This is a genomic window from Mobilicoccus caccae (genome assembly GCF_030161635.1).
In the GTDB taxonomy this organism is placed as follows: Bacteria; Actinomycetota; Actinomycetes; order Actinomycetales; family Dermatophilaceae; genus Mobilicoccus; species Mobilicoccus caccae.
In genome coordinates, this window is the sequence record NZ_BSUO01000001.1 from 1,301,506 (window position 1) to 1,313,993 (window position 12,488).

Sequence of the window (12,488 nt, forward strand, 5' to 3'; positions counted from 1 at the left end):
CGCAACAAACACATCGCAGAACGCATCGACACGGTCGCCATCACAGCCGTTTCGGTGCGTTCTGCGATGTCGTCACGGCGACGGGCGTTGTCCACACCGTGTCGTGTCCGCTCCGTCGGGATCGGTGGGTGTGGACGACGGGGTGGTGGCCCATCGGCGGCGTTGAGGATCGGCCGCATGAGCCGGAACGCGACCGCCTACGACCTGCCCTACTCCGCCCGGAATCTGCCCGCGCCGCTGATCGACGTCCTGCACCGGCAACACGGCCTCGCCTCCCTGGACCAGTTGTGGGAGGCCGGGCTCACCCGCGCACAGGTGCGGTGGAAGTTGCATCACGGGTGGAGCGCACCACTCCCACGGGTCGTGCTCGTGGGGGAGGGCAGGCTCTCCCCGGTGCAACGGTCGTGGGCCGGGCTCTTGTACGCGGGGGAGGACGCGCTGCTGACCGGCGAGGCCGCCTCGTCCCAGTACGGGATCCGGCAGGCCGACTCCGTCATCGTCGACGTCCTCGTCCCGCACACCTGCGCGAGCCGGCGCTGTCGCTGGGTCAGGGTGAGACGGGCGGCGGTGTGGGAGGACTGGCCGCGGACCCTGCAGGGCATGAACGTCGTCTCACCCGAGCGTGCGGTGGTGGACGCCGCTCGGTGGTCTGCCGACGACCGGCGCGCACTGGCCCTGGTCATCGAGGCCTGCCAGCGTCGGGTGACGACTCCGGAGCGTCTGTGGCGCGAACTGGCGGTGCTCGGCCGCGGCACCGGGACGGGACTCGTGCGTCGTGCCCTGTCCGAGGCGGAGTCGGGCGCGTGGTCGGTGGCCGAGGTCGACCTGGCCGCTCTCGTGCGCCGGTCCCCGGTGTTGCCGCCGCCGATGCTCAACCCGACCCTCACCGCGCACCGCACGCGACTCACCACACCCGACCTGTGGTTCGACGACGTGGCGCTCGCCGTGATGGTCCACTCCAAGGCCCACCACCTGCTCGGGGACGACTGGGCGCACACCGTCGAGTCCGACGGTGACCTCGTCGTCGCGGGCGCCACAGTCATCGGCATCACCCCGACGACCCTGCGCCGCGACCCCGCGGGGGCACTGCGCCGGGTCGAGGCGGCCTACGGCGCAGCCCGGTCCCGCCCCCGCCCGACACACCTGCACGCCGCGTGATTACACCGCAGAACGCATCGGAACGGTCGTGATGGCGACCGTTTCGATGCGTTCTGGGATGCGTTGTGCGTGTGCGGCCGGCGCACCCCGGGGCTGGTGGTCCACAGTGGCCCCGAGGGTGTCCGCGTCGAGTGCTGCGTCTGACCTAGGCTGGGCCGCGTGTCCGCCGATGTGAAGACCCTGCTCGCTGCCGCCGTCGAGGCGGTGGGCGGCACACCACGACCAGGTCAACAGCGGATGGCGCTCGCCGTCGAGGACGCCGTCGCCGCGCAGGAACACCTGCTCGTGCAGGCGGGCACCGGCACCGGCAAGTCCCTCGCCTACCTCGTCCCGGCCGTCGCAGACGCCGTCGCGACGGGCACACCCGCCATCGTCGCCACCGCGACCCTGGCCCTGCAGGCACAGATCGTCGACCGTGACATGCCGCGCGTGGCCGACGCACTCGCCCCGATCCTCGGACGACGCCCCACGTACGCGCTGGTCAAGGGCCGCCGCAACTACTTGTGCCGACACAAACTGGCAGGCGGTTTCCCCGAGGAGGAGGGCGCGCTGTTCTCCACCGAGGGGCTGGCGGCGGCGCCCGCAAGCTCCCCGGATTCTGCAGGGGATGACGCGGGCACCCCGGGTACCTCCCGGCTGGGCGCCGAGGTGGTGCGTCTGCGCGAATGGGCCGAGACCACCGACTCCGGAGACCGCGACGAGCTCGTCCCCGGCGTCTCCGAGCGGGCCTGGAGGCAGGTCTCCGTCGCCGCCCGTGAGTGCCTGGGCAGCGCCTGTCCCATGCGCTCGGAGTGTTTCGTCGAGGTGTCCCGGGAGGCTGCCAAGGATGTCGACGTCGTGGTCACCAACCACAGTTTCATGGCCATCGACGCGTTCGAGAACCGCTCGATGCTGCCCGAACACCACCTGCTCGTCATCGACGAGGCCCACGAACTCGTCGATCGGGTCACCGCGACCGTCACCGACGAACTCTCGCCGGGCACCGTGACGACCGCGGCCCGCAAGGCCGCCCGCTACACGGGCACCGACGACCTCGTGGGGGCGGGAGAGGTCTTCGCCAAGGCCCTGGCGCCGCTGGAGGAGGGCCGGCTCCTCGCGCTGCCCGACTCCCTCGGGCAGGCCCTGGCCATGCTGCGCGCCGACGTGCGCGCGGTGCAGAGCGGCATGAAGTCCGACTCCAAGGACAAGGACACCCCGGACGGCTCGCGCGCCGTGGCCCGGGCCGCCGTCGACGAGCTGGCCGATGTCGTCGATCGCCTGCTCGAGGAGCGCGAACTCGACGTCGTGTGGGTCGGTCAGCACCCCCAACGTGGTCCCGTGCTGCGGGTCGCGCCGATGAGCGTGGCGATGGAGCTGCGGGACAAGCTCTTCACCGACCGCACCGTCGTGCTCACCTCGGCGACGATCGAGCTGGGCGGCACGTTCGACGCGGTCGCGGGCACTCTCGGCCTGCGTGGCGAGGGCGCCCCCGACTGGCAGGGCCTCGACGTCGGCAGCCCCTTCGACTACCCCAAGCAGGGCATCGCCTACGTCGCCACGCATCTGCCGGCGCCCGGACGCGACGGGCCCTCGCCCGCGATGTTCGACGAGCTCGAGGCGCTCATCAGGGCCGCGGGCGGGCGCACCCTCGGCCTGTTCAGCTCGATGCGGGCCGCGCAGGCCGCCACCGAGCAGATGCGGGAGCGCTTCGGGGACGAGCTGACCATCCTCTGCCAGGGCGAGGACCAGATCACCACGCTGGTCCGCGAATTCGCCTCCGAGGCCACCACCTGCCTCTTCGGCACCCTGACCCTGTGGCAGGGCGTCGACGTGCCGGGCCCGGCCTGCCAGCTCGTCGTCATCGACCGCATCCCCTTCCCCCGACCCGACGACCCCCTGGCCTCGGCCCGCACCCAGGCCATCGGGCGGATGGGCGGCAACGGCTTCATGGCCGTGTCGGCGACCCACGCGGCGCTCCGGTTGTCCCAGGGCGCCGGGCGACTGGTGCGCCGATCCAGCGACCGCGGCGTCGTCGCCTTCCTCGACTCCCGCATGATCACCGCCCGCTACGCCGGATTCCTCCAGCGCAGCCTGCCGCCGTTCTGGCCCACCACCGACCGCGACCGGGTGCTGGAGGCGTTGCGACGCCTCGACGCCTCCGCCGAGCCCGTGGTCCCCGTGGCCCCGCCACCCCTGCGGGGAGTCGTGTCGGGCGAGAACGACCACCCGCCCGCGGCGAGCGCCCCGGCGGAGAAGGTCAGCGACGCCGTCACCACCGGCGCGCCTGCGGCCCAGGAGAGCCGGACCGCCGTCACCGGCGGCCACGCCTGGAGCGCGGAGGCCGACGAAGAGCTCAAGGACGGCCGTGACCTCGGCCTCGACGCCGACGAACTCGCCGAACACCTGGGCATCCCGCTGGAGTCCGTCGAGGCGCGCCTGCGTCTGCTCCGCCTCTGAGGGCGGCGGGTCACGCAGGGTGGGATGGGTTGTCGGAGGGGTCTGACATCCTGGGCGCGTGACCACCACAGAAGCCCCCGGTGGGGGAGTGCCGCCCCTGGTGCTCGTCACCGGACCGGAACAGATCCTGGCCGAGCGTGCGATCGAGTCCACGCTCGAGGCGGCGCGGTCGTTGGCGCCCGATCTGGAGTACATCCGCGTCGACATGGAGGGCTACGAGCCCGGCCAGATCGGGATGCACTGCGCGCCCTCCCTGTTCGGTGGTGCCAAGTGTGTCGTGGTGCGGGGTGCCGATCAGGCGGGTGACGACGCCCAGGCCGACCTCCTCGCGCAGATCGAGCGGCCCGAGGAGGACGTCACGCTCGTCGTCGCCCACGCCGGAGGAAACCGCGCCAAGAAGGTCGTCGAGGCGATGAAGAAGAGCGGCGCGCGCGTGCTCGAGGCTCCGGCCATCAAGTCCGACCGCGACAAGGCCGACTTCGCCGTCAACGAGTTTCGGCGCAACCGGCGCAAGGCCACCCCCGAGGCCGTGCGTGCCCTGGTCGAGGCCGTCGGCAAGGACGTCCGTGAACTCGCCTCGGCCTGCAAGCAACTCATCGACGACACCACGGGCGTCATCGACGACCAGGTCGTCGCCACCTATCACGGCGGCAAGGTGGAGGCCACGGGCTTTCGCGTCGCCGACGCGGCCATCGCCGGCCAGGCCCCCGAGGCCCTGCGCCTCCTGCGTCACGCCCTGGCCTCGGGGGTCGACCCGGTGCCGATCGTGGCGATCCTCGCCATCCAGCTGCGGCAGCTCATCAAGGTCGCCGGCGCCGGACGCGCCTCGGCCAACTCGCTCGCGAAGACCCTCGGCATGGCGCCCTGGCAGATCGATCGCGCGCGGCGATCCCTGCAGGGGTGGGACGTCGAGGCGCTGGGCCGGGCGATCCAGGCCGTCGCCGCCGCCGACCACGCCGTCAAGGGCGGCGGCCGCGACCCCGAATACGCGGTGGAGCGTGCCGTCCTGACGATCTGCGACGAACGACACCGGCGGTGAGGCGAGCGCGCCGCGTCGCACCCGGTCATGGTCCCGTGTTTTGGCCGGTCAGGAGACGACTGGTAGATTCGTGACTTGCGTGTGCGCCCAGGTCGTGCGCCGACACGCATCAACAGTCCGTCCTTGACCGCGACCTGACCCGTCGCGGGGGTTGAGGCCGGGCCTGTCCTCATCTGACAGCCCAACGACCGGAAACGAGAGTCACCATGGCGAACATCAAGTCGCAGATCAAGCGCATCACCACCAACGCCAAGCGCACCGAGCGCAACAAGGCGTACAAGTCGGAGCTGCGCACGTGGATCCGCAAGTTCCGTGAGGCCGCCGAGGCCGGGAACAAGGACGAGGCGAAGGCCGCTCTCGCCTTCGCGAGCCGCAAGCTCGACAAGGCCGTGAGCAAGGGCGTCATCCACAAGAACCAGGCCGCGAACAAGAAGTCGGCGATGTCGAAGGCGTACAACGCACTCTGATCTCCGATCGACGAAGAGGGCCGCTTCCACCGCGAAGCGGCCCTCTTCGTTGTCTGCGCCCGCAGGTTCTCGGTGATGTCGGAAGGCCGTCGTCGGCCGGCCCCTGACGGTTCCCCGATCCGAGCGGGAGGCGAATCAGGTTGCGTGTAGCGGGAGTTCACCCGGCATTCAGGTGGGAGCTCTCGGCGCCCCGTCGAGGTGTCACCCGGCGGCGATCGAATGCGCGTATCGCCGATCGATCGTCGGCGTCCCTTCCACGCGTAGGAGTTGCGCACACCATGTCGATCCCTCGATCAGTCCGTCTCGCCGGGGCAGTTCTGGCCACGGCCACCGTCGCCGCCTCCACCTCCCTCCCGTCCGCGACCGCCTCCGCCGAGGGGCGCCCGCCGGCGTCCGACGCGCCCAAGAACGTCATCGTGCTCATCGGTGACGGCATGGGCTACAACTCCGTGGACCAGGCCGCGCTCTACGCCAAGGGCGTGACGATGCACCAGGTCGCCGGGGCGCCGGGCAAGGTGGCCCCGGCCAAGGGGACGGGGGCGGCCTTCCCGTTCCAGAAGTTCCCGGTGCGGGTCGGCATGTCGACGTACTCGGTCAAGGGTGGCTACGACCCCAAGGTCGCGTGGGGCGACATGGCCGCCGCGGTCAAGGACCCCGCGACCGATTCCGCCGCCGCGTCGACCGCGATGGCCACCGGTGTGAAGACCTACGACGCGGGCATCGGCGTCGACAAGGACAAGAAGCCGCTCAAGAACGCCTGGCAGGCGGCCAAGGAGCGCGGCAAGGCCACCGGTGTCGTGTCGTCGGTGCCGTTCAGCCACGCCACCCCCGCCGGCTACGTCGCGCACAACGAGAGCCGCAACAACTACCACGCACTGGCCGAGGAGATGATCGACTCCGACACCAACGTCATCATCGGTGCGGGTCACCCCTACTACAACGACGACCACAAGCGCGTGAAGCCGAACTTCACCTACCTCTCCGAGCGCGACTTCGGACGTCTGGAGGCCGGTGACGCCGGACGCTCCTTCCTCCACAGCAAGAAGCAGTTCGACAAGCTCGCCCGCAACGGCGTCGTCTCCGGGATGCCCAAGAAGAAGGGCAAGGACGCGGGCAAGATGCTCGGTCTGGTCGAGGTGGGTTCCACGCTGCAGCAGGGTCGCTCGGGCGAGGCCAAGAACGTGGCGCCGTTCTCGGTGCCGATGAACGACGTGCCCGAGCTGGCGACGCTGACCGAGGGCGCGCTCAACGTGCTCGACAAGGACCGTGACGGCTTCTACCTCATGGTCGAGGGCGGCGCGATCGACTGGGCGGGCCACGCCAACTCGAACACCCGCAACGTGGAGGAGACCCTGGACTTCACCAAGGCCGTCGACGCCACGATCCGCTGGGTCGAGAAGAACAGCTCGTGGAAGGAGACGCTCGTCATCGTCACCGCCGACCACGAGACCGGTTACCTGACCGGCCCCGGTGCCAACCCGAACTGGACCGCCATGAGCGGCAAGCGCGGAGAGCTGCCCGCCGTCACGTGGCAGTCGGGCAACCACTCCAACCAGCTCGTGCCGGTGTACGCGCGCGGCAAGGGCGCCGACATGCTCTACCGCATGGCCACCAAGACCGACCCGGTCCGCGGCCGCTACCTCGACAACACCGACCTCGCCAAGCACCACTTCGCGATGCTGAAGAAGTGACGTCGAGCGGTTCACCGTGGGCCGTCGTCCCGTTCGGGGCGGCGGCCCACGCCCGTCTCGGGGGCGCCCGGCCACGCGGAATGGGCGGCAGGAGCAGGCGGGGGCTGCGTTAGGCTGAACTGCCCGTGCATGCAGGTGTGCCGGCTGCACCCCGGGCCGCCCACGCGGCGGCCTCGGCTCGCACGACACCTGCCACGCCCCCCGAGACGCCCCCGATGATCGAAGGACCCGATGAACGACACGCCCTACCGGTACACCGCGGCCATGGCCGGGCAGATCGAGGTCTCCTGGCAGGACCGGTGGGAGCAGGAGGGGACGTTCCACGCGCCCAACCCCGCCGGTCCGTGGGCCGACCCGCAGGGGGTGGCCGGCCGCGAGAAGCTGCTGGTCCTCGACATGTTCCCCTACCCCTCGGGGGCCGGACTGCACGTGGGGCATCCGCTCGGGTACATCGCGACCGACGTGTTCGCGCGGTTCAACCGCATGACGGGCAAGAACGTCCTGCACTGCCTGGGGTACGACGCCTTCGGCCTGCCCGCCGAGCAGTACGCGGTCCAGACCGGCCAGCATCCGCGCAAGACGACCGAGGAGAACATGGTCGTCATGAAGCGGCAGTTGCGCCGCCTGGGCCTCGGCCACGACGACCGCCGCAGCATCGCGACGATCGACCCGGAGTACTACCGGTGGACGCAGTGGATCTTCCTGCAGATCTTCGAGTCCTGGTACGACACCGAGGCGATCCGGCCCGACGGCGGTCTGGGCCGCGCCCGTCCGATCAGCGAGCTGGTCGCCGACCTCGAATCCGGACGCCGCGAGCTGACCGGGGAGTTCGCCGGCCGGTCGTGGTCGGAGTTGTCCGCACCCGAGCGTGCGCGGTACATCGACGGATTCCGCCTGGCCTACGCCTCGGAGGCGCCCGTCAACTGGTGCCCCGGACTCGGGACGGTGCTGTCGAACGAGGAGGTCACGAGCGAGGGACGCTCCGAGCGGGGCAACTACCCGGTGTTCCGGCGTGCGCTGCGTCAGTGGATGATGCGCATCACCGCCTACGCCGACCGCCTGGCCGACGACCTCGACCGCGTCGAGTGGCCCGAGAAGGTCAAGCTCATGCAGCGCAACTGGATCGGTCGCAGCCAGGGCGCGCGCGTCACGTTCCCGCTGAGGGACGATCCGTCGGCCGGGATCGAGGTCTTCACGACCCGCCCGGACACGCTCTTCGGTGCCACGTTCATGGCGGTGGCGCCCGAGCACCCGATCGTGGAGAAGCTCGTCGCCGCGTCGTGGCCGGAGGGCACGAAGGACGCCTGGACGGGCGGCGGCGCCACCCCGGCCGAGGCGGTCTCGGCCTACCAGTTCCAGGCCTCCCGCAAGTCCGACGTGGAGCGGCAGGTCGAGGACAAGACCAAGACCGGCGTGTTCACCGGCGGGTATGCGGTCAACCCCGTCGACGGCCGCGAGGTCCCGGTGTTCGTCGCCGACTACGTCCTCATGGGGTACGGCACCGGCGCGATCATGGCCGTGCCCGCCCACGACGAGCGCGACTACGACTTCGCCACCCAGTTCGGGCTGCCGATCATCGACGTCGTCGCACCCGCCGGGCCCGCCGGACAGGTGGACCCGCAGACGTCCGCCAAGGCCGGCGTGGCGTTCACCGGCGAGGGCGTGGGCGCGAACTCGGCCAACGACGAGGTGAGCCTCGACGGGCTGTCCGTGCCGGAGGCCAAGGCCCGGATCATCGACTGGTTGGCCGGTGCGGGTCACGGTGAGGGCACGGTCAACTATCGCCTGCGCGACTGGTTGTTCTCGCGGCAGCGGTACTGGGGCGAGCCCTTCCCGATCGTCTTCGACGCCGAGGGCGTGGCCCACGCCGTCCCCGACGACCAGCTGCCCGTCGAGCTGCCCGAGGTGCCCGACTACAGCCCCAAGACCTTCGAGCCCGACGATGTGGTCTCCGCCCCCGAACCGCCGCTGTCGCGCGTGCCCGAATGGGTCGAGGTGGAACTCGACCTCGGCGACGGCCCCCAGAAGTACCGCCGCGAGACCAACACGATGCCCAACTGGGCCGGTTCGTGCTGGTACTTCCTGCGCTACCTCGACCCGGCCAACCACGAGGTCCTGGTCGACCCCGAGGTCGAGAACTACTGGATGGGTCCGCAGGCCGAGCCCGTCGAGGGCGCCCCGGCCGGCACCCGCGACCCCGGCGGCGTCGACCTGTACGTCGGCGGCGTGGAGCACGCCGTGCTGCACCTGCTGTACGCCCGGTTCTGGCAGAAGGTGCTCTACGACCTGGGCCACGTCAGCGCGGAGGAGCCCTTCCGGCACTACTTCAGCCAGGGCTACATCCAGGCCTACGCCTACCGCGACGACCGTGGGCAACCCGTCCCGGCCGCCGAGGTCGAGGAGATCGCCGCCGAGAACGGCGAGAGCATCTACCGCTGGCAGGGCGAGACGGTCACCCGCGAGTACGGCAAGATCGGCAAGTCGCTGAAGAACGTCGTCAGCCCCGACGAGATGTACGAGCAGTACGGTGCCGACACCTTCCGCGTCTACGAGATGAGCATGGGTCCGCTCGAGCTGTCCAAGCCGTGGGAGACCCGCGCCGTCGTCGGAAGTCAGCGGTTCCTCCAGCGGCTGTGGCGCAACGTCGTCGACGAGGAGACCGGGCAGGTGCACGTCGGCGACGCCCAGCTCGACGACGCCACCCTGGGGCTGCTGCACCGCACCATCGACGGAGTCCGCCGCGACTACACGAACCTGCGGTTCAACACGGCCATCGCCAAGCTCATCGAACTCAACAACCACCTGACGAAGATGGCCGAGCCCCCGCGTGACGCGATCGAGCCCTTGGTGCTCATGGTCGCGCCCGTGGCGCCGCACCTGGCCGAGGAGCTGTGGTCGCGGCTCGGGCACGAGGAGTCGCTGGTGTATGCCGACTTCCCGGTCGCCGACCCGGCGCTGCTGGTGCAGGACACAGTGACCTGCGTCGTGCAGATCAAGGGCAAGGTCCGGGCGCGTCTCGAGGTGGCCTCCGACATCGGCGAGGCCGACCTGGAGGCCGCGGCACTGGCCGAGCCCCGCATCGCCGAGCTCCTGGACGGGCAGACCGTGCGCAAGGTCATCGTGCGTGCACCCGGTCTCGTCAACATCGTCGCGGGCTGAGGTCTCGTGTCCGTCGCCCTGGTCACGGACTCCACCGCCTATCTTCCCGACGACCTCGTCGAGGAGTTCGGCATCTCCGTGGTTCCGTTGCACGTGTCGGCCGACGGCGTCTCCTACACCGAGGGGGTCGACCTCGACGACGCCGAACTCCTCCGACTGCTGCGGCGTGCCCGCTCGCTGACGACCTCCCGCCCCTCGCCGCGGGCACTCCACGACGTGTACGAACGGTTGGCGGCCGGTGGTGTCACCGAGATCGTGTCGGCGCACCTGTCGGGGGAGTTGTCCGGCACCTGCGACGCGGCCACGCTCGCGGCCAGGGCGGCGAGTGTGCCCGTGCACGTCGTGGATTCGGGGACGATGGGGATGACCCTCGGCCACGCGGTGCTGTCCGGTGCGCGCCTGGCCGCGGCGGGGGCCGGCGTCGCCGAGGTCGCGTCGGCGATCTCCGCGCGGGCCGCCGCCGGATCCCTGCACTTCTACGTCCACACCCTGGAGTTCCTCCGGCGGGGCGGACGCATCGGCGAGGCCGCCGCCTTCCTCGGATCGGCGCTCGCCATCCGACCTCTGCTCGAGCTCGTCGACGGTCGGATCGAGCCCCGCGAGAAGGTGCGCACCGCCGGCCGGGCCCTGCCGCGGCTGGTGGAGCTGGTGGGGAAGGCGGCCGACGCCTCGGCGACCCCGGTGGCCGTCACCGTGCACCACCTCGAGGAGGAGGAACGCGCCCAGCGGCTCGCGGGGCAGCTCATCGACCGGATCGGCGACCGCCTGTCCGGCGACGACGTCTGGGTCCGACCCATCGGCGCCGTGGCGGCGGTCCATCTCGGCCCGGGGGCGATCGCCGTCTCCACCAGCCCCGAACCCCGCGCCTGAGTCGGTCCACACCCGCTGCTCCCGCCGCCGGCTCGTCCACAGGGCGGGAGTTCGGCAGGTCGGGTCGCGGGCGTGCTGCCTAGCGTTGCGGCATGCCTGCGCCCGCTCGCGCCACAGCCCTCCTGTCCGCCCGCTCGCCCGACTCCAGGCGGCGACGCGATCCGGACACCGAGCCGATCGCCCTCGTCGCGACGGACGGGTTCGCCGACCCGCCGGCCGAACCCTCCACGCGTGCACAGCGACACGCTCGTCGCGGCGCGCGCACCGGCGCCGGGGACGAGGTCGTCGCGACCGACCTCCCCTCCCACCGGCTGGTGCGCGCCGGCGACGGGGTGCTGCAGGTGCCGAGCGGCCTGGCGGGTGCTCGCGTGTCGCCTCCGCTGCTGGCGGTCGGGGGAGCGGCGATCGTCGTCGTGGTGGCCGTCCTCTCGGTCGTGTTCGGTCTGATCGGAGGAGAGAACGAGGCCGAGCCGGTGCCCACGCGACCGGTGTCCGGCACCAGCGCGTCTCCCATGGCCGACGGACGGCCACCCGGGAGCGTCGGACAGGCCGGGGGAGCGGCCGTGGCCCCGGCGGATCCGGCAGCCACCCCGGGCAGTGCCGGGGGAGGCGCAGCCCCGGCGGGCGCGGCGCCGGGACCGGTGGCCGGGGCACCCGCGGCCCCCGACCTCGTCGTCCACGTCGTCGGTGAGGTGGGCCGCCCGGGGGTGGTCACGATCCCGGCGGGATCGCGGGTCAAGGATGCGCTCGAGAAGGCCGGCGGGCCGTCCAGGAAGGCCGTGCTGACCGGACTCAACCTGGCCCGCCCGGTGGTCGACGGTGAGCAGATCACGGTGCCTGACAAGGCCGGCGCGCCCATCCCCATCAACACCCTCGCGCCTCCGTCGGCCGCGGCGGGGGTCCCGGCGGGCCCGCAGCCCCTCGTCGACCTGAACGCGGCGGACCAGCCCACGTTGGAGTCTCTTCCGGGCGTCGGCCCCGTGATGGCCGCCAGGATCATCGAATGGCGCACGGCCAACGGCCGATTCACCGCCGTCGACCAGCTCGGTGAGGTCAAGGGCGTGGGCGAGAAGACGCTCGAGGCGTTGCGTCCTCGCGTCCGTGTCTGACGGTGGGCGCACGGGGCACCACGACGACGTCCCGGCCACCGGCCTCCCCGGCGCCTGAACCGAGCACGCCGGCCGCGCCCGCGGACGTGCGACTCCTCATACCGGCACTGGCCTCGTGGGCGGTGGTGGCCCTGTCCCTGGGGCGCGGGCCGCTGGTGCCGAGTGTGACCGCGGCGGTCATCGTCGGCGTGGCCGGGATCCTCACCGCCCGCCACCTCCGATCGCGCCGTGCTTGCGCCGGACCGCCGGACCGACGCCGCCTGGGCGTCGTCCTCACCCTCCTGCTCGCGGCTGCTCTGCAGGTCGTGGTAGCAGGAGCCGAGGCGCGGTCCGAGGCCGGGCCGGTCGCCGAGCTGGCCTCGGAGCGGGCGTTCGTCCGGGTCACCGGGCAGGTGATGGCCGAACCCCGCAGGCTGCGACGCACCGAGGCCGGGCCGGCGCGTGTCGCCGTCGTCCTGCGAGTGCAGCGGGTCGAGGCCCGCGGTGTCCGGACCGCGGTCGAGACGCCGGTGCTGCTCCTCGGGGATGCCGATCGACTGAGGGTGGGCTGGCGGGTCGT

At 71.6% G+C, this 12,488-nt stretch carries 8 protein-coding genes; all 8 read left to right on the forward strand.

What is annotated here, in order from left to right:
* The first annotated feature begins 177 nt into the window (after positions 1-177).
* The 8 genes from QQK49_RS06295 (at position 178) to QQK49_RS06330 (ending at position 11,929) form a co-directional block, all read left to right on the forward strand.
* On the forward strand, positions 178-1,158 hold the full coding sequence (locus QQK49_RS06295) for a hypothetical protein (RefSeq protein ID WP_284303200.1): 981 nt from the start codon (positions 178-180) through the stop codon (positions 1,156-1,158).
* A 159-nt stretch (positions 1,159-1,317) separates the two neighbouring features.
* Entirely contained in the window at positions 1,318-3,594 is a 2,277-nt protein-coding gene (locus tag QQK49_RS06300) for an ATP-dependent DNA helicase (protein ID WP_488803205.1), read from the forward strand.
* Positions 3,595-3,652: 58 nt separating this feature from the next.
* The gene (gene holA / locus QQK49_RS06305; RefSeq protein WP_284303201.1) at positions 3,653-4,633 is read left to right on the forward strand and encodes a DNA polymerase III subunit delta; all 981 of its coding nucleotides are present in this window, start codon (positions 3,653-3,655) and stop codon (positions 4,631-4,633) included.
* 206 nt (positions 4,634-4,839) lie between these two features.
* Positions 4,840-5,100: a 30S ribosomal protein S20 gene (rpsT, locus tag QQK49_RS06310; protein WP_284303202.1), complete on the forward strand. Its 261-nt coding sequence runs from the start codon at positions 4,840-4,842 to the stop codon at positions 5,098-5,100.
* Positions 5,101-5,378: 278 nt separating this feature from the next.
* A complete protein-coding gene (locus tag QQK49_RS06315) occupies positions 5,379-6,791 on the forward strand; it encodes an alkaline phosphatase (RefSeq protein ID WP_284303203.1) in 1,413 nt (470 codons plus the stop codon).
* A 231-nt stretch (positions 6,792-7,022) separates the two neighbouring features.
* Positions 7,023-9,950, forward strand: coding sequence for a leucine--tRNA ligase (gene leuS, locus QQK49_RS06320; protein ID WP_284303204.1), 2,928 nt, complete (start codon positions 7,023-7,025; stop codon positions 9,948-9,950).
* 6 nt (positions 9,951-9,956) lie between these two features.
* Complete coding sequence (locus QQK49_RS06325) at positions 9,957-10,820, forward strand: DegV family protein (RefSeq protein ID WP_284303205.1); 864 nt, start codon at positions 9,957-9,959, stop codon at positions 10,818-10,820.
* 92 nt (positions 10,821-10,912) lie between these two features.
* Positions 10,913-11,929, forward strand: a complete 1,017-nt coding sequence (locus QQK49_RS06330) for a ComEA family DNA-binding protein (RefSeq protein ID WP_284303206.1) — start codon at positions 10,913-10,915, stop codon at positions 11,927-11,929.
* Positions 11,930-12,488 lie beyond the last annotated feature (559 nt).